Annotated in this window: 16 protein-coding genes; 11 read left to right on the top strand and 5 right to left on the bottom strand. The window is 58.1% G+C overall.

Annotated features, from left to right (window positions below; translation table 11 throughout):
- Positions 1-304 precede the first annotated feature (304 nt).
- On the top strand, positions 305-2,806 hold the full coding sequence (locus JZI28_RS14530; RefSeq protein ID WP_375698068.1) for a heavy metal translocating P-type ATPase: 2,502 nt from the start codon (positions 305-307) through the stop codon (positions 2,804-2,806).
- A 20-nt stretch (positions 2,807-2,826) separates the two neighbouring features.
- Positions 2,827-3,216, top strand: coding sequence for a Cu(I)-responsive transcriptional regulator (gene cueR / locus JZI28_RS14525; protein WP_295453210.1), 390 nt, complete (start codon positions 2,827-2,829; stop codon positions 3,214-3,216).
- Between the two features lie 133 nt (positions 3,217-3,349).
- Here the strand turns inward: cueR and JZI28_RS14520 are convergent, their stop codons facing one another.
- From JZI28_RS14520 to pcaC, 4 genes are read right to left on the bottom strand one after another with little or no spacing between them, the layout of a single operon-like run.
- Entirely contained in the window at positions 3,350-4,195 is an 846-nt protein-coding gene (locus JZI28_RS14520) for a 3-keto-5-aminohexanoate cleavage protein (protein WP_348150968.1), read from the bottom strand.
- A gap of 10 nt (positions 4,196-4,205) precedes the next feature.
- Positions 4,206-4,832, bottom strand: a complete 627-nt coding sequence (gene pcaG / locus JZI28_RS14515; protein ID WP_375698067.1) for a protocatechuate 3,4-dioxygenase subunit alpha — start codon at positions 4,830-4,832, stop codon at positions 4,206-4,208.
- Complete coding sequence (pcaH, locus tag JZI28_RS14510; RefSeq protein WP_348150991.1) at positions 4,832-5,572, bottom strand: protocatechuate 3,4-dioxygenase subunit beta; 741 nt, start codon at positions 5,570-5,572, stop codon at positions 4,832-4,834. The genes pcaG and pcaH overlap by 1 nt, the downstream gene beginning before the upstream one ends.
- A gap of 14 nt (positions 5,573-5,586) precedes the next feature.
- Positions 5,587-5,985 carry a 4-carboxymuconolactone decarboxylase gene (pcaC, locus tag JZI28_RS14505; protein WP_295453221.1) on the bottom strand — a complete coding sequence of 133 codons (399 nt, stop codon included), beginning with the start codon at positions 5,983-5,985 and terminating at the stop codon, positions 5,587-5,589.
- A 98-nt stretch (positions 5,986-6,083) separates the two neighbouring features.
- Here pcaC and pcaQ point away from each other — a divergent pair, with 98 nt between their 5' ends.
- Positions 6,084-7,004 (top strand): pca operon transcription factor PcaQ, encoded by a 921-nt coding sequence (pcaQ, locus tag JZI28_RS14500; RefSeq protein ID WP_375698066.1) that lies wholly within the window; start codon positions 6,084-6,086, stop codon positions 7,002-7,004.
- Between the two features lie 23 nt (positions 7,005-7,027).
- Here pcaQ and JZI28_RS14495 read toward each other — a convergent pair whose 3' ends face one another.
- Positions 7,028-7,642, bottom strand: a complete 615-nt coding sequence (locus tag JZI28_RS14495; RefSeq protein ID WP_375698065.1) for a TetR/AcrR family transcriptional regulator — start codon at positions 7,640-7,642, stop codon at positions 7,028-7,030.
- Positions 7,643-8,209: 567 nt separating this feature from the next.
- On the opposite strand from JZI28_RS14495, the gene JZI28_RS14490 reads away from it, so the two are divergent.
- The 8 genes from JZI28_RS14490 (at position 8,210) to JZI28_RS14455 (ending at position 18,327) form a co-directional block, all read left to right on the top strand.
- The gene (locus tag JZI28_RS14490; protein WP_295453229.1) at positions 8,210-9,085 is read left to right on the top strand and encodes a branched-chain amino acid ABC transporter permease; all 876 of its coding nucleotides are present in this window, start codon (positions 8,210-8,212) and stop codon (positions 9,083-9,085) included.
- 4 nt (positions 9,086-9,089) lie between these two features.
- Positions 9,090-10,175 (top strand): branched-chain amino acid ABC transporter permease, encoded by a 1,086-nt coding sequence (locus JZI28_RS14485; protein WP_295453231.1) that lies wholly within the window; start codon positions 9,090-9,092, stop codon positions 10,173-10,175.
- Entirely contained in the window at positions 10,172-10,939 is a 768-nt protein-coding gene (locus JZI28_RS14480; RefSeq protein ID WP_375698064.1) for an ABC transporter ATP-binding protein, read from the top strand. The genes JZI28_RS14485 and JZI28_RS14480 overlap by 4 nt, the downstream gene beginning before the upstream one ends.
- Positions 10,939-11,712 (top strand): ABC transporter ATP-binding protein, encoded by a 774-nt coding sequence (locus tag JZI28_RS14475; protein WP_295453235.1) that lies wholly within the window; start codon positions 10,939-10,941, stop codon positions 11,710-11,712. The genes JZI28_RS14480 and JZI28_RS14475 overlap by 1 nt, the downstream gene beginning before the upstream one ends.
- 11 nt (positions 11,713-11,723) lie before the next feature.
- Positions 11,724-13,619 carry an AMP-dependent synthetase/ligase gene (locus JZI28_RS14470; protein ID WP_375698063.1) on the top strand — a complete coding sequence of 632 codons (1,896 nt, stop codon included), beginning with the start codon at positions 11,724-11,726 and terminating at the stop codon, positions 13,617-13,619.
- A gap of 47 nt (positions 13,620-13,666) precedes the next feature.
- A complete protein-coding gene (locus tag JZI28_RS14465; protein ID WP_348152916.1) occupies positions 13,667-14,842 on the top strand; it encodes an ABC transporter substrate-binding protein in 1,176 nt (391 codons plus the stop codon).
- 235 nt (positions 14,843-15,077) lie between these two features.
- On the top strand, positions 15,078-16,016 hold the full coding sequence (locus tag JZI28_RS14460; RefSeq protein WP_375698062.1) for an MBL fold metallo-hydrolase: 939 nt from the start codon (positions 15,078-15,080) through the stop codon (positions 16,014-16,016).
- 655 nt (positions 16,017-16,671) lie between these two features.
- Positions 16,672-18,327 carry a transcriptional regulator gene (locus tag JZI28_RS14455; RefSeq protein WP_375698061.1) on the top strand — a complete coding sequence of 552 codons (1,656 nt, stop codon included), beginning with the start codon at positions 16,672-16,674 and terminating at the stop codon, positions 18,325-18,327.
- Positions 18,328-18,499: the final 172 nt, after the last annotated feature.

Here is an 18,499-nt window from a genome sequence, read left to right as displayed (position 1 = left end):
AACCGCCCAAGCCTTCTCGCAAGGGATACCTGAGGTTTAACCCGCATCGCGGCAGGGGGATGATCTCAAAAACGACCAATGGTGCTGCGCGAGGGGCATGGTTGTCTGCAACACTTCAACGGGTGCCATGTTTGCTCATCTCAGACCTCAAACAAAGAGAGAGGCACAGGCTGGCTTTGGCGGCGGCGTGGAGGTCGCAAGTAATCGGATCATTCAATGTGATTTTTTCGGGGTAGGGCTTGACCTTCCCCTAACTGGAGGCCCCAAATGAAGTCCCGAACGAGGAAAACCACTGGATTTCGCTATGCAAGACCGCCAAATTTCGATGCAGATTACGGGGCTTAATTGTGCGGGCTGTGTTGGGCGGGCCGAAAAAGCCCTGGCCGCAATACCGGGGGTAACTGAGGCCTCGGTTAATCTGGCCACAGCCAAGGGGCAGGTTCAGGCTGCACAGGATCTTGAACCCGCGGCGCTGGTCTCGGCACTGGAACAGGCCGGCTATCCGGCTGCCGTGTCGCAGTTGAGCCTGGATATCGAAGGGTTGAGCTGTGCTTCTTGTGTCGGGCGGGCAGAGGCGGCTTTGCGTGCGGTTCCTGGTGTGGTCACAGCAGAGGTGAACCTGGCCACCGAGCGGGCGGATATCCGTTACCTGACCGGGGCCACCCGCGCGGCAGATCTGCGTGCGGCCAGCACAAATGCGGGCTATCCTGCCTCCCTGCGGGGCGATGAAGCGGATGCAGCGGAGCAGGCGCAGCAGCGCCGCGCCCAGGAGATCAGCGCACTGGCGCGACAGCTGAGCCTTGCTGCCGCCCTGACCCTGCCGGTTTTTGTGATCGAGATGGGCAGCCATATGGTGCCCGCGATGCACCATTGGGTGATGGCCAATATCGGCCACAGCAATAGCTACATGTTGCAGTTTGTTCTAACCACCCTGGTGCTGATCGGGCCGGGGCGACAGTTCTATGGCAAAGGCGTGCCCGCCCTGCTGCGCGGTGCGCCGGATATGAACGCATTGGTGGCGCTGGGAACGGCGGCGGCCTATGGGTTTTCTGTGGTCTCGACCTTTTTTCCACAGCTGCTGCCGCCGGGCGCTGCCAATGTCTATTTCGAGGCCGCCTGCGTCATTGTAGTGTTGATTCTGACAGGGCGCCTGCTGGAGGCCCGTGCCAAGGGGCGCACCGGGGCTGCGATCCGCAAATTGGTGTCCTTGCAGCCCAAAACAGCGGAGCTGCTGCGCGGCGATACGGTGGTTGAAACCCCGGTGGAAGAGATCGCCCCCGGAGATCTGATCCGGTTGCGTCCCGGCGCGCGAGTCGCGGTGGATGGAGAGGTGACCTCCGGCACCTCCTTTGTGGATGAAAGCATGTTGAGCGGCGAGCCGCTTCCAGTGGAAAAGGGCAAGGCCGCGCGCCTGTCAGCCGGAACGGTGAACGGATCTGGCGTGCTGGAGTTTCGTGCCACCCATGTGGGGCGGGATACGGCGCTGGCGCAGATCATCCAGATGGTTGAACAGGCGCAGGGGGTAAAACTGCCGGTACAGGGCCTGGTCGACCGTATCACCCTGTGGTTTGTGCCAGCGGTTTTGCTGACGGCCTGTTTGACGGTGCTGGCCTGGCTGCTGCTGGGACCTGCGCCCGCCTTGCCGCTGGCCCTGGTGGCCGGTGTGTCCGTGCTGATCATTGCCTGTCCCTGCGCCATGGGGCTGGCGACGCCGACCTCGATCATGGTTGGCATTGGCCGGGCGGCGCAACTGGGGGTGCTGTTTCGCAAAGGTGATGCCCTGCAAAAGCTGCAATCGGTGCAGGTGGTGGCCTTGGATAAAACCGGCACCCTGACCGAAGGCCATCCCGCCTTGACCAATATGCACGTGGCTGACGGCTTTGACCGGGACGCGGTGTTGCGGCTGGTTGGCGCCGCAGAGGCCCAGTCCGAACACCCCATCGCCAAGGCTCTGGTTGCGGCGGCGGGTACCGACCTGCCAAAGGCCGCACAGGTTGAGGCCTTGCCGGGGTTTGGGCTGCGGGCCCAGGTGGAGGGGCAAGAGGTGTTGATTGGCGCGGCGCGGCTGATGCAACGCGAGGCGATTGACTGCAGTGCGCTGGCTGATCTGGCGCAGAACTGGGGCGCCGCAGGGGAGACGCCGTTCTATGTGGCCATTGACGGCCGGCTCGCGGCAGTGCTGGCGGTGGCAGATCCCATCAAACAGGGCACAGCGGCAGCCATCAAGGCGTTGCAGGCGCAGGGATTGAAAGTGGCAATGATCACTGGTGACGCAGAGACAACAGCCCAGGCCATTGCGGCACGTCTGGGCATTGATGCGCTGCGCGCGGAATGCCTGCCAGGGGATAAGGTCGCGGCACTGAAAGACCTGCAAAACAGCTATGGCACGCTTGCCTTTGTGGGCGATGGGCTTAACGATGCCCCGGCGCTGGCGGCGGCGGATGTGGGGCTCGCCATTGGCACCGGCACCGATGTGGCGATTGAAGCGGCGGATGTTGTGCTGGTTTCTGGTGATTTGCGCGGGGTACAGGATGCGCTGATGATCAGCCGCGCCACCATGCGCAATATCCGGCAAAACCTTGGCTGGGCCTTTGGCTACAACCTGCTATTGGTGCCGGTAGCGGCGGGGGCGCTTTATCCTTTTGGCGGGCCGCTGTTGTCGCCGGTGCTGGCGGCCGGCGCCATGGCGCTGTCCAGTGTCTTTGTCCTGAGCAACGCGCTACGCTTGCATCGGCTGAAATCCAGCTTAGATGAAGAGGGAGAGGTGTCGGCCGCCGGCACTGCTTCGTTTCGCCCCGCCACCTGACGGCACAGCATGAGGTCCGCATGAATATCGGTGATGTTTCAACCCGCTCGGGCCTACCGGCCAAGACCATTCGCTACTACGAGGATATCGGTCTGATCAAGCCGCAGCGCAGCGACAATGGCTATCGCTGTTTTGTCGAAGCGGATCTGCACAAGCTGGCCTTTCTGGGCCGGGCGCGGGCGCTGGGCTTTACCATCGAAGACTGCCGGATGCTGATGGCGCTGTATGAGGATGAGAGCCGCGCCAGTGGCGATGTTAAACAGCTGGCGCTGGAACATCTGAGCAAGATCGAGACCAAAATTGCAGACCTGCAGGCGATGCGCGACACCCTGACCGAGCTGGTGCATTGCTGCGCCGGGGACAACCGACCAGACTGCCCGATCTTGAAAGATCTGTCCGGCAAAGTGTGAGGCGGCGGCACCAAACCCCAGTCAACCCGTCAGTATATTGGTGGTCAGCGTGCTGATGGAATGTAAAACAGGCAGCCCGATGACCGGGCTGCCTGTTTTCTATCTGACAGTCTAAACGGAGGCGGCCGGCGTTTTAGGCCGGGCGCAGGCCGAGTATGTCGCGGGCTTGTTGCCAGCTGGCGACGGGACGTTCGTATTTATCGCACAACTCGACCGCACGTTGCACCAGGGCCGCGTTTGAGGGTGCCAGGGTTTCACGGGTGAGGCGCAGATTGTCCTCTAGGCCGGTGCGGGTGTGGCCGCCTGCGGCAATTGCCCATTCATTGATCTGAATCTGACCGGGGCCGATACCGGCACCGCACCATTCTGCCTCAGGTGCCAGGCGCTTTACGGTTTTGATGTAGAAATCAAAGGTCTCACGATCCACCGGCATGGCGTTCTTTACGCCCATGACAAATTGCACATAGAGCTTGCCAGCAATGCGCCCATCCTGGTTCATCTTCACGGCCTGATGGATATGCGACAGATCAAAGGCCTCGATCTCGGGCTTGACCTCATATTGGCGCATCTCACTGGCCAGCCAGTCAACCAGATCCGGCGGGTTCTCATAAACGCGGGTGGGGAAGTTGTTGGACCCCACCGACAGCGAAGCCATGTCGGGACGCAGTGACAGCATGCCGCCGCGTTCCTGGCCCGCGCCCGACCGCCCACCAGTGGAGAGCTGCACAATCATGCCGGGGCAATGTTTGTTCAGCCCTTCCAGCAGGCGGCCAAACTTTTCTGGATCGGATGAGGGCGTTTGATCGTCGTTGCGCACATGGCAGTGGGCAATTGTTGCACCGGCCTCAAAGGCGGCCTGGGTGCTCTCAACCTGTTCGGCAATGGTGACGGGCACCGCCGGGTTGTGCTCCTTGCGGGGCACGGATCCGGTAATGGCAACGCAGATGATACAGGGTTTACCCTGGCTTGAGATGGTCATGGAGGCTCCCTTAGATATCAAAAAACACGGTTTCGTCGTCACCCTGCAGGCGGATGTCAAACCGATACACGGTCTGGCCGTCGCGTTCACTGCGTTTTGCGATCAGGGTTTTGCGGCGCTTTTCCCACTCAACCACATTGATCACCGGGTCGGCTGCGTTGGCCTCGGCTTCATCGTCAAAGTAGAGCCGGGTATTCAGCCCAACATTGATGCCGCGCGCCACGATCCACAGGTTGATATGGGGGGCCATCATCTGACCATTGCGCCCCATCAGGCCACCGGGTTTGACCGTGTCAAAAGCCCATTCGCCAGTCTCAAAATTGGTGATCACCCGGCCCCAGCCACGAAAGCCTGTCTCGACGGTGTCATGGCCGGCATGTTCGGGGTGTGGATAGATCCCATCGGCATTGGCCTGCCAGACCTCCAGCAGCACGTCCTTCACCGGCGACCCGGTGCCGTCGATGACCAGACCTTCGACACGGATCCGCTCGCCCTTGGCATTTGGGCCAGCGATGTCCTGGCCCAGTTCCTGATCGTAGATCTGGAACCCAGCCGCGCCGGGAGCAAGGCCAATATGCACGTAGGGGCCAGCGGTCTGCGAAGGGGTTTCTTTCAGATATTCAAGTGATTGTGGCATTAGTTCCCCTCCAGGCGGTTTTCAAACAGGGTAGAGCGACGGCCGCGCAGCACGATGTCGAATTTATAAGCGATGGTATCCAGCGGAATCGTCGCATTCATGTCGAGCTTGGCAATCAGCTGCTCGATGGCATCCGGGTCCGGGATTGTCGCCACGATGGGGCAGGTTTTGACCAGCGGGTCGCCCTCAAAATAAAGCTGAGTAATCAGGCGCTGGGCAAAGCCCGAGCCAAAGACCGAGACGTGAATATGCGCGGGCCGCCAGTCGTTGACCCAGTTGCGCCAGGGGTAGGCTCCGGGTTTCACGGTGCGGAAATAATAATAGCCGTTCTCATCGGTCATGGTGCGGCCACAGCCACCAAAGTTCGGGTCGATGGCGCCGAGATAGCTGTCTTTCTTGTGGCGGTAGCGGCCACTGGCATTGGCTTGCCAAATCTCGACCAGCGTATTGGGCACTGGGCGGGCGTTTTCATCCAACACCCGGCCATGCACGATGATGCGCTCACCGATGGGGCTTTGATCTGGCTGGGCATAGTTGGACAACAGATCGTTGTCGATCGGTGTCATGTCGCTGTGACCAAAGCGTGGTCCGGTGATCTCGCTGGGGGTGTTTTCCAGACTGATCAGCGCCAGTTTGGGCGAGCGCGCCACTGAGGTCTTGTAGTCTTTGTCATAGGCCGGGGGGTGCCAGCGGCGATCACGCTGATAAAACTCACCCTGTTTTGCTGGTGCATTGGTCATAGTGGTCTTCCTCCTCAGGCCTTGGCTGCTGCGGCGTCGGCTTCCATTTCTTCGTAGGTTTGCTTGGCGAGTTTCAGCGCATGATTGGCGCGCGGCACGCCGGCATAGATCGCCACATGCTGGAAGGCCTCCAACACGTCGCTTTTGCTGGCGCCGGTGCGGGCTGTGGCGCGGATATGCATGGGAATTTCGTCAAAGTTGCCCAGCGCGGCCAGCAGGGCCAGGGTCAACATCGAGCGCTCACGCGGTGCAATGGCATCCGAAGACCAAACCGTGCCCCAGGCGCCTTCGGTGATCAGGGTTTGAAAAGCCTGATCCATATCGGTCTTGGCGGCTTCGGCGCGGTCCACATGGGCGTCGCCCAGAACGGCGCGCCGGGTCACCATGCCCTGATTATATCTGTCGTTGCTCATCCGGTGCAGTCCTCTGATTGGGGGCTTGCGAGGAGTATCACATATCAAAATTGTGCTGTATAATGCGATTTTTCACATGTTTGCATTGCGAAAATGATATGCGTTTATCTGCTCATCTCAAACTGCGCCATCTCGAAGTCTTTGTCGAAGTGGCGCGCCAAACCAGCGTGACCCAGGCGGCGGAGGCGCTGGGTATGACGCAGCCTGCTGTCACCCGCGCCCTGCGCGAGCTGGAAGCCGTGTGCGGCAAACCCCTGGTGGAGCGTCATGGTCGGGGCATCCGTCTGTCGCCCTACGGGGAGATGTTTCGCCATCACGCGGGGCGCAGCCTGGCCTTGGCGCGCGACGGGGTTGCGATGTTGCAGGGGCTGGACGCGGGTGAGGGGCCGCAGCTGCGGATAGGTGCCCTGCCGACGGTTTCGGCCACTTTGGTGCCGGATGCCTTGGCCCAGCTGGATGCAGGCATGGCGCGCAGCCGGTTTTCAGTCACCACCGGGGACAATCAATATCTGCTGGATCAGCTGCGCCGCGGCGATCTGGATCTGGTAGTGGGGCGGTTGCCCGCACCCGAGCGCATGGTGGGGATTGATTTTGAACCGCTGTTTCATGAACGCGTTGCCGTGGTTGTGGCCACAGGACATCCCCTCGCGGGCAGCAGCCATCTGCCCGAGGGCGCGCTGCAGTCCTCTCCGGTGTTGATGCCCTCACCGGGGTCGATCATTCGTCCCCTGGTCGAACATATGTTTCTGGAGCAAGGTCTGATGATGCCTCAGGCGCCTATCGAAACGGTGTCGGCCACCTTTGGGCGGCGCTTTGTGCTGGACCACGGTGCCATATGGTTCATCAGCCAGGGCGTGGTGCAGGCGGATCTGGCGGCGGGGGCAATGCAGCAGCTGCCCTTGGACACCACCAGCACCCAGGGGCCGGTGGGGCTGTGTATTCGCAGTGAGCACCAGCTGTCGGCAACCGGGGCCCGGTTTTGTAGCTGCCTGCGGGGGCTGTGCTCTTTGTCGGAATAGGATTGCGGAGCGCAGGTGCCGTGTCAGGCGCGCAGGCTGGCCAGTGCCATGCTGCTGATATCACGGGCAATTGTGTCGATAAATTCCTGCGAGGCACCGCGTTCTGGCCGGAACCAGAACACTGGCGAGTTGAGGACCAGCAACAGGCCTGCCACCGCGGCGGTCAGGTTGCGGTCTTGAAAACTACCTTCCGAAATTCCGCGTGCCACTTCGGTTCGAAACAGCATTTCATACTGGCGGTGTCCGGTGCGAATTTGCTCCTGGAGATCCATTTCTACCTGGCTCATCTTTTTGGCCTGAGTACCGGCGGTGTAGGTTTGCAGGATGACCTTGTGATAGGCCAGCGAGTTCAACACTTCGTAGATGTGACCGCGCGCCATCCTGTCGAGCGATTTCACCGCCGGCAGGTTGGCATCAATAAGCCCCTCCACGGCTCTGTAGGTAAACCCAGCTGCGCGCAGTTGTACCGCTGCAAGAAGAGCGCCTTTGGATGGGAAGTGGTGGTAGATCCGCCCCTTGGTAGAGCCCAGCTGCGCCGCGATATCATCCACAGAGGCGCTTTCGACGCCCAGTGTCATAAAGCAATGGGCGGCGGCATCCAGGATCTCGCTTTTTGAGGTGCTGATCTGTTCTAACATCTAAGGTCTGCCTGCATTTCAGGTTGGATCTTGGCCTATCAGACTGCCCGGATAACAGGCAATCCACAAGCCGTTGCCCCGAGCGAATAATCGGGGCGAATAATCTGGGCGGTCAATCTGAGCATCGCTAGCTGTTTCACTGCCGGGCTGCGTCAGACAAGTGGCATAGAGAAAAAGCCGCAAGCACCGGTGCGCCGATCGGGACGGTTCGGGAAGCTGCTGACGCCAGTCCGGTTACCGCATTAGACGCAGGACCGAGGCACCCCCAGGTGCGGTGGGGGCGACAAAATAGGTCCCAGAACAGCACGGCTAAGGGGCCGCACAACAAAGCAGGCTGGTAGGATTTGAGAATCAGCCTAGGGGGACAGGGAGGCGAAAAATAGACACTTTTTGACAGTCTGACGCTGGGTCCCGCCGATTGACAGGTCAAAAACATACTCAGTAGTCTGTTTTTAGACGCTTGGGATTCCGCAGCTATAGGAGGCAGCCGGAAAACCCGAAAAAAAGCGCTAAGGCCCGGCTGCGTTCGGGCAAGGAGCCGTTCTTTAGGAGCGGGGGGAGGAAAATTTGGAAGTATTGCAGCTCTTGATCAGTGGGCTTGCGAATGGCTGTGTTTATGGCCTCATCGCGCTTGGGTTCGTGTTGATCTACAAAGCCACTGAGGCGGTGAATTTCGCCCAGGGGGACTTTATGATGATTGGGGCTTTTGTGAGCCTTGGTCTGACCAATGCGGAATACATGCATTTGCCGTTCTGGATCGCCGCGCCGCTGACGATTTCGATCATGGCGGTGTTTGGCTATCTGCTGGACCTTTTTGTTTTGCGCCATCTCTTTGGCCAGAACCAGACAGCGGTGGTGATCCTGACGATTGCCATGGGGTTTGTCCTGCGCTTTGTCGCCGGTTTGATTTGGGGGCATGAGCCTCAAACCTTAGAAAGTCCTCTGGCGCTGGGCGATCTGCATATCGGCGGCGTTGTCCTGGGTATGGCGGATCTTGCCATCATCGTTGTGACCTTCCTGTTGACCTTTTTCTTGTATCAGTTCTTCCAGCGCACCAAGCTTGGGCTGGCAATGCAGGCGGCAAGTCAAAACCAGATGGCGGCCTATTTCATGGGTATTCCGGTTAAGCGCGTTCAGGGATTGATCTGGGGGCTGTCCGGTGCCACGGCTGCGGTTGCGGGTATCTTGTTTGCCTCCAAGGGTGCCATTGATCCGAATGCCGGTTTGTTGGGGATCAAGGCCTTTGCGGCGGCGGTGATTGGCGGCTTTGGCTCGCTTCCCGGTGCCCTGGCTGGTGGTCTTATTGTTGGGGTGATCGAGCCCTTTGCGGCGCGCTACCTGGCTGCCGGCTACTCACAAATTGCGCCCTATGCCCTGTTGCTGGCTGTGCTGATCTTCAGGCCCCACGGTCTGTTCAGCCAGGTCCGCGTGAAGAAGGTATAAGCTCATGCGTATTCATTTCAAAACTTCCTACGTGCACGACATTCGACTGTTCCCAGACCGCTGGACGCTCTGTGTCTATGGTGCGCTTCTGGCGCTGGCCTTTGGATTGCCCTACCTGCTGGATGAGTTCTACCTGGGCGAGGTCACCAATGTGCTGATCTGGGCGATTGCCGGCCTCGGCCTGATGCTGCTGACCGGCCAGACAGGCCAGGCGAGCCTGGGCCACGCCGCGTTTCTGGCGATCGGCTGCTATGCCAATACCATCCTGATCGAACAGGGCGTGCCCTTTATCATCGCCTTCCCATTGGCGGGGATCATCACCGGCTTTGTCGGCTTGTTGATTGCCGTTCCGGTCTTGCGGCTGCACGGCATTTATCTGGCGATTGCCACCATTGCCCTGTCGGTTCTGGCCGATGACATCATTGTGTTGACCGAACACTGGAGCGGCGGTGTTTCCGGCAAATTCCCGGAGATGATCACCATCTTTGGGTTTGAGATCGAACGCTGGTCAATGCCATCGCGGTTCTACTATCTGGTCCTGGTGGTCACCATCATCTGCACCCTGTTTTATCGCAACTTGCTGCGCTCGCCACTGGGCCGTGCCTTTGCCGCGGTGCGGGACAGCGAAGTGTCGGCCACCGCCATGGGCGTGCATATCGCCCGCACCAAGGGCAAAGCCTTTGGCCTGTCCTGCATGATCACCGGCTGGTCCGGCGCTTTGATGGGCTACTATGCCGGCACCTTCAACAACGAGACCTTCAGCCTGGTGATTTCCATCACCCTGTTGATGATGATCGTGATTGGCGGGCTTGGATCCATTCACGGGGCATTCTTTGGCGCCGTGGTTGTCGCCTTCCTGCCGCAGGCCTTGTCGATCCTGAAGGACAATGTCGTGGGCAGTGGTGTCGCCATTCCTGGGCTGGAGACAGGCGTCTTTGGCCTGATCCTGATCCTGTTCATCATGTTTGAACCGATGGGGATCTACGGGCGATGGCTCAAGATCCGCACCTGGTTTGAGCTGTTCCCATTTGCGCGCAAGGACATGTTCCGCCGCCAGAAATCCTACCTGAAGACGGAGCGCCTGAGATGAGCCTTTTGGAAATCAAAAATGCCACGCTCAAATTTGGTGGCGTGGTGGCGGTCAATGATCTCAGCTTTTCGGTTGAAGAGGGCGAAGTCTACGCCATCGTCGGACCTAACGGCGCAGGTAAATCCACCGCTTTTAACCTGATTTCGCGCTTTTATGAGCCTTTTGCCGGCACGTTCACCTTTGCCGGCAACAACCTGCTGGAGCGCGACGCGGATCAGGTTGCGGATCTTGGCATTGCCCGGACCTTTCAGAATATTGAGCTGTTCGAGCATGCCACGGTGTTGCAAAACCTGCTGGTAGGACGCCATCGCCATCGCAAGACCACGCTATTGGAAGAGATGTTCTTTACGCCGCGTGTCCGCCGCGAAGAAGAGCGCCACCGGGAGGCGGTTGAGGAGGTGATCGATTTCCTAGATCTGCAGCCCTACCGCAACAAGATGATCGCCGGGCTGCCTTACGGGGTGCGCAAGGTGGTTGAACTGGGGCGTGCGCTTGCCTCAAAACCGCGCCTGCTTTTGCTGGATGAGCCCGCTTCGGGCCTGTCGGTCGAGGAAACCCAGGACATGCGCTGGTGGATTGATGACATCCGCAAACAGATGGGGATCACCGTTTTGATGGTGGAACATGACATGGGGCTGGTTTCGGGGGTGTCTGACAGGGTGCTGGCCTTGGCCGATGGCGCCAAACTGGCCGAGGGCACACCGGCTGAGGTGCAGGCCAATCCGGCCGTGATCGAGGCCTATCTTGGCGCGGGGGCAGTCTAATGGGTGAACCTTTGCTGGAAATCAAAAACCTCGAAAGCTTTTACGGGCCGATCATGGCCATCCGGGGGGTGTCGCTCAAGGTCGACAAGGGGCAGATAGTCACCGTGCTGGGCGCCAATGGCGCCGGGAAATCGACCCTGCTGAAAACCATCTCGGGCATCATGGACCCTGAAAAGGGCGAGGTGCTGTTCAACGGCAAGCCCATTCAGGGCCAGGAACCCCATCGTATCGTTGAACATGGCATTGTGCATGTTCCCGAAGGGCGCGAGGTTTTTCCGCTACTCACCATCGACGAAAACCTCAGCCTTGGCGCCTATACCCGGTCAGATAAGGCAGAGATCGAGCGCGACCGCGAGATGGTCTTTGACTACTTTCCGATTCTGGCTGAACGTCGCAACCAGGAGGCCGGGACCCTGTCGGGGGGGCAACAGCAGATGTTGGCGATTGGGCGCGGGTTGATGCTGCGGCCGCAGATCATGCTGCTGGACGAACCCAGCTTGGGTCTGTCTCCGCTGCTGGTGCAGGAAATCTTTGCCATTCTGCGTCGTCTCAATACCGAAGAGCACGTGACCATGATGCTGGTGGAGCAAAACGCCCGTATCGCGCTGGACCTGGCAGATGTGGGCTATGTGATGGAGATCGGCCGGATCGTGATGGATGGCTCTGCTGATCGGCTGATGGAAAGCGATGATATCAAGTCTTTCTACCTGGGCCATCAGGAAGAGGGCCAGCGCGGCGAGAAGCGCTGGAAACGCAAGAAAACATGGCGCTAGGAGGGGCAGAGATGAATATTCAAGTCGGAAAGCAGACCGGGCTCGCCCAGATCGAAATCAATGGCGTCTCCTACAACTCAGAACCGGGCCAACGTCCGGTTCTGGTCGATGGCTGCGACACGATCCCCAAGCTGTTTCAGGCCCGCTGCATGGCCCTGCAGGATCGCACGGCGCACCGCGAAAAGGACATGGGGATCTGGAAATCCTATTCCTGGACCACCTATTGGGAACAATCCAAATGGATTGGCCTTGGCCTGCTGTCGCTGGGAATGGCGCGCGGCGAAGTGGTCTCGATCCTGAGCGAAGATCGCCGTGAATGGCTCTATACGGATATGGGTGTGCAGGGCGTCGGCGGCATCGCCTCCGGTGTCTATACCACGGATTCCGCCTCGCAACTGGCCTATCTGGTCAATGACAGTAGCAGCCGGTTCCTGTTTGTTGAAAATGATGAACAGCTGGATAAATACCTGGAAATCGCTGATCAGGTGCCAGATCTGGCCAAAGTGATCATTTATGATCGCGATGGCTTGCATGATCTTCAGCAGGATAAATGTATGTTTATCGAAGATCTGGTTGAACTGGGCAAAACCTATGAGGCTAAAAATCCCGGTGCCTTTGAAGCCGAGATTGCCAAGTCCAAGCCGGAAGATACAGCCATGCTGATCTATACTTCCGGCACCACTGGCATGCCCAAAGGCGCCATGTTGGGGCATGAGAACATCATGGCCTCGATGGAGGCGGGGGCGCGGGCTCTGGCCGTGAACCCGACGGATGAGCAACTCTGCTTTTTGCCGCTGTGTCATATTCTGGAGCGCAATGTTTCGGTCTATTTCCCCTTGGGTGCTGCGAGCACGGTGAATTTTGCCGAAAGCCCGGAGACGGTTTTTGACAATATGCAGGAGGTGTCTCCGGCGACATTTTTTGCGGTGCCACGGGTTTGGGAAAAAATCTATTCGCGGGTTCTGGTTCTGGCACAGGAAGCCACGCCTATGGGGCGTTGGGCCTTTCAGCAGGCGATGAAGGCCGGTCAGGCGCGGGCAGAATTTGTTATGGTTGGCAAAGAGCCACCAGCCGGTGTTGCGGCGGCCTATGCCTTCTGGGACTTCATGGTTCTGCGCAACCTGCGCCGGATGCTGGGCATGGACAAAATGCGCCGGGGTGGCACCGGGGCGGCGCCTATCTCGCCCGAGCTGCTGAAATGGTACTGGTCCATTGGTGTGCCCCTGATTGAGGGCTATGGCATGACCGAAAACGCCGGTATTGCGACCATCAACACACTGGAGCAAAACCTGCCGGGAACCGTTGGCCATCCGGTGCCGGGGGTGCAGATGCGAATCGCCGAAGATGGTGAGATCCAGACGCTGGGGTTGAACAACTTCCAGGGCTACTGGCGCAACAACGAAAAAACCGCCGAAACCTTTACCGCCGATGGCTGGTTGCGCACAGGCGATGTTGGCCGAGTGGATGAGGCCGGCAATCTGACCATCACGGGCCGGATCAAGGATATTATCATCACGGCGGGGGGCAAAAACATCACCCCGGCCGAAATCGAAAGCCGGTTGAAGTTCAGCCATTACATCTCGGATGCGGTGGTGATCGGCGATGGGCGCAAATACCTGAGCTGTCTGATCATGATTGATCAGGAAAATGTTGAAAAATTTGCCCAAGACCGGAAGATACCCTTTAGTGACTTTGCGTCGCTCTGCGCTGCTGAGGAGGTGCTCGCGCAGATCAGACAAGAGGTCGAAGCGGTGAACAAGGATTTTGCCCGGGTGGAACAGATCAAAGATTTCCGCCTGATCAACGTCCTGCTGACCGCCGAAGATGACGAGCTGACGGCGACGATGAAATTGAAACGCAGTTTTGTGGAGAAAAAGCATAAAGCGCTGATCGACGACATGTATTGACGGCGTGATCTGAACACGCTGCGAACCAATCCAGGGAGGAAATGGAAATGAAGACACTTACATCCAAGCTTATGGCGGGCACACTGATGGCCGGCGCAGTGGCTTTGAGTGCAGGCTCTGCGGCACAGGCCGACAGCCAGGGCGTGACCGATAGCGAAGTGGTATTTGGCTCGGTCAATGACCTGAGCGGTATCTTTGCTGCCGTGGGCGTACCTGCCACAAACGGGGCGAACCTGCGCTTTGAAGAAGCCAATGCGGCGGGGGGTGTCCATGGGCGCCAGATCCGTTTTGTTGTTGAAGACAACGGCTATCAGATCCCCCGCGCGATGCAGGGCTACAACAAGCTTTTGAACCGCGACAAGGTGTTTGGCATGTTGCTGTCCTTGGGCACCCCGATGAACATCGCCGGTTTCAAACTGTTGGATCCAAAAGGTATTCCAAACATCGGGCCGCTGTCCTCGGCGCGTCAGATGCTGCAAGATCCTGTTGATAACAAGTTCATTGGCTTTTCCAGCTACTATGATCAGGTGGATGCGGGTGTAACCTATCTGGCGGGCGAATTTGACGCCAAAGAAATCTGCAGCATGTATATTCCTTCGGATTTTGGCAAAGAAATCCAGGAAAGTGCAGTTGAAACAGCTGAAAAACTGGGCCTGACATACGCTGCGGAAACCAGCCACAAGCCAGACGAGCTGGATTTTGTTGGCTCGTTGACCAAGTTGAAAGCTGCGGGATGTGACGTCGTTGCCTTGGGCCTGGGCGTGCGCCAGGGGATTACCGTGGTTGGCACCGCCAAAAAACTGGGTTGGACCGACGTCAAATTCCTTAATACCTCGGCTGGTTTCCTTGGTGTTGTTGCTGCCGTACCAGGTGGCGTCACCGAGGGGCTTTATGCCGCTGCTGGCTGGGTGGATCTTGTTGCCCGCGCCGAGGAGGAAGCTCCGGCCCAGTTCATTGCGGCTTATGAGGCCAAGTTCGGCCAGCCCGCCGGTGGATTTGCCATGCTTGGCTACTCGGCTGCAGATACTGTGGTGCGTGCGCTCGAAGCCGCAGGCCAGGATCTGACCCAGGAAGCCTTTGTCAAAGGCATGGAGTCTCTGGCCTATTTCGATGAACTCACCGATACGCAGATCTCCTACAGCGCTGATGACCACCGTGGTGCCGATGACATCGTGATTTCGGTTGTCGAAGCAGGCAAGTGGAAAGAGCTGAGCCGCCAGTAACCTGCGCCAGTAGCGACTTCTCTCCCTTGGGGGAGAGGTCAGACCACAAGAGGCCCGGCACCGATTAAGGTGTGCCGGGCCTTTTTCTTGCTCCCTTGGCAGCTTGTTTTCTGGTTCGCCGATTGAGCGGAAGGACAGCTGATGTCTCGAGCTTGCCAAATGTGGGAAATAATATAAATTCGCATGTGAGAATGCGTGCAAAGCTCGGTGTTTTGCAAAATCTGTGGGGGGAAAGATGACAGTGAAACGTCGCGAGTTTATCACAGGCGTGTCTGCCGCCATGTCTGCAGGACTGTTGCTGCCAGCAGCCAGCTGGGCAAAGACAGGGATGTCCAGGTCGCTTACACTTGGAGAAATGCAAGTAACCACCCTGTCAGACGGGCATTTGACCCTGCCACGCTCGTTGCTTTTTGCGAGTCTAGACCCGGAGGCCGTGGACCAGATCCTGCAGGCGCGCGGGATCGCTGCAGGCCCGATGCATCCGCCACTCAATGTGACGCTGTTGCGCCATGCGGGACGGCTGGTGCTGTTTGATGCTGGGTCCGGCCCAGGTTTTCAAAACACCGCCGGGCAATTGACAGCGGCGCTGGACGCCGCAGGGGTTACCCCGGACGAGATAAGCCACGTTGTCTTTACCCATTGTCATCCGGATCATCTGTGGGGCGTTCTGGATGATTTTGACGACCCCTTGTTTCCCAATGCCCAATACCTGATGGGAGAGGCTGAATGGGCCTATTGGTTTGATCCCAACACAGCTTCGACGATTTCTGGGGATCGCGCTTCAATGGCGGTGGGCGCACTCCGGCGGCTGGAGGTCATGGAAGAGCGTCTCAGCAGGTTTGGCGATGGCCAGGAGATCCTGCCTGGGGTCGCAGCCCATGCAAGCCATGGGCATACGCCAGGGCACATGTCGTTTGAACTGCGAGATGGGCAACAAAGCCTTCTTATCGGTGGAGACGCAATTGGTAATCACCACGTCAGCTTTGCGCAGCCGGAATGGGCGATTGGCACGGATCAGGACGCTAATCTGGCGGCAAAAACCCGGCTCCGTTTGCTGGATATGCTGTCACATGATCAGATGCAGCTGATTGGCTATCATTTGCCAAAGGGTGGCATTGGCAGGGTTGAAAAGGCGCCAACCGGTTACCGCTTTATCTCCAGTTTTGAAGAGTAGGCGCACCCGGCCGCGGTTTGGGCAGGATCGGGAGCCAATAATTCTACGCCGTCAGCGGAAATTTCATAAATCCCAGTTGTTTGGGGTGTTCCGTGAATAGTGGTTTTATGTGCAAGCACCCCAAGAGGCTGACATGAAGTGAAATGACCGCCCGTTGCCCCCAAGGGGCGCCGATGAGACATTGGCACGCCCTTGGCGTGGCGGGTTTGACGGGTTTACTTCTGTCTGCGTTACATCTGATTGAAATAGAACCACAGTTTTTTTATAGATGTCTCTTGTCAGAGACTAGATATGACAAACTGGCGGTGCAGGATTAATAGATCCTGACCTCGCAAAGCCTGATGGTTTTTAGAACATTTGGCAGCGTAGAAACGGCGATTCGAAATTATGATATTTGTATGGGTTCCTTGGCACTTGTAGCTTTGAGCATTGTTCAGAGAGGGGGCGAATTCCGCAAAATAAATCCTGTAGAGGTTTTTAAAAATTTAGTTTATATGTCTGATATTGAAGTGTAAATTTCAGTAGGTTGTAAAATAGTTAATCGCAGTTTTTTAGATTAACCATATTTATTTACGATTTATTGTAATTTTTTTATTTACAATTCAGGGAAGTGTTGTTGTGATTTAATCATTCCGTGTGTTTTTTGGGGTGTGTGATGAGTATTCTGCTTCGCGTCGGCCAGTTTGGAGCTTTTAATGTTGCCCAGGGCGATGGTACGCCTATCCCGTTGGGAGCAAAGCATCAGGCGCTATTAGCCTTGTTGTGCATGGCTGAGTCGGGGGTTCGAACCCGCGCTTTTTTGGAGCAGACCCTGTGGAGTTTGGCGCAGCCCGAACAGGCCAAAGCCAGCCTTAGAACCGCCTTGTCCACACTCAGACGCCATTTGGGGCCTGCGATAGCACCGGTGATTAGTGCCAATCGGGAGAGGGTGACATTAGACCTGAGCAGAGTTGCCTTTGAGGACTGCGCCCGCGACGCTGAATTCATGGAAGGGTTTGAACTGCCCTATGAGGCGAATTTTGCCCGGTGGCTGCAACACACCCGGATCGAGATAGGCCGAAGTTCGGCCCGCAATGGCAAGCCGCCCCAGCAAGAACGACGCCCAAGACCCGAGAGCCTGTTGCCGCTGATCGCGGTGCTTCCCTTTGTACAATTGGCACCAGGTGAAGATGCCTCCCCGCTGGGGTCACTGATTTCAGAGGAGCTGTCGCGCAGCCTGTCGCGCAGTCAGGCCTTTACTGTCACTTCCTATTTGGCATCCCGTCAATTTGATCTCGCGCGGGTGCGCCCGTCGGAGGTTTCGGCTGTTGCGGGGGTGAAATACCTTGTCTCCGGCTCCGTGCGGGCAAACGGGCAGGTCATGTCCACCGAGATCGAACTTCACGATGCTGAGCGGGAGCAGGTGATCTGGTCGCGGCATTTTGAGGGGCCATTGCCAGATTTGATGGCCGGCCGGAGTGAGGCGCTATGCGAGGCGACCCGCCAAATTGGCCAGACCCTGGTTGGAGAGGCGGTGCGGATTTCGGCCTTTAAACCGCTCTCCAGTCTCGAAGGGCATATGCTGTTGATGGCGGCGATTTCCATGATGCAGGAGATGACAGCTGACCGCTTTGGCCGTGCCCGTGAAATTCTGAAGGTCCTGTTGGATCGCGACCCCAAACATCCTCTGGTGCTGACCTGGATGGGCTTCTGGCACGTGCTGCGGGTTCAGAAGGGCTTTTCCAGTGATCGCCAGATGGATGCCGGGCTGGCCAGCCAATATGCCGGCGCCGCGCTGGCAGCTGATCCTTCCTTTTCTTTGGCACATACGTTGAGGGGGGCAATTTCCAGCCACCTGCTGTTTGATTTTGACATGGCGCAGAACTCCTATGACCTGGCGCTAAAGGATAACCCAAACGAAGCTTTGGCAATCTTGCTGAAGGGGGCAACTTGGGCCTACCAGGGGCATCCGATCGAGGCGGTAGAACTCACTGATGCGGCGCGGCGGCTTACCCCCCTGGGTCCGCAGAAATATTATTTCGACTCGGTCTCTGCCTCCGCCAACCTGTCCGCCCACAACTACGACCGCGCCCTTCAGCTGGCAGAGCGGTCGCTGCAAGCCAATGCCACCTATCCGGCCAGTTTGCGTACCAAGGCAATTGCATTGCAGCTCTCTGGCCGCTCAGGTGAGGCGCGCGAGGCGGTTCAGAACCTTTTGGCGACGTCCCCCCAGTTCAACCTGACCCAATACCACCGGGAACACCCCGGCGCCGCCTCTCTGGAGGGGCATGAATGGGCCGATGCCCTGAAACAGGCGGGTGTCCCAGCCTGACGGGTACAACGCTCTGGCTGCACTGAACCCGGCTGCGGTGGGGGCGATGCGCAGGTCTAGAAGGCCTATCCATCAGTCCAACTGTCTTTCCTGAAATTGCGCTGTATTCTGCCGCCAAACCCCTAGACGCTTTGCGGCATATCTTGTGTTGCAACCAACAAAGTGTGCGCGG

The sequence above is a fragment of the Pseudophaeobacter sp. TrK17 genome (assembly GCF_042192375.1).
In the GTDB taxonomy this organism is placed as follows: Bacteria; Pseudomonadota; Alphaproteobacteria; order Rhodobacterales; family Rhodobacteraceae; genus Pseudophaeobacter.
This window is presented reverse-complemented; position numbering and strand designations above follow the sequence as displayed.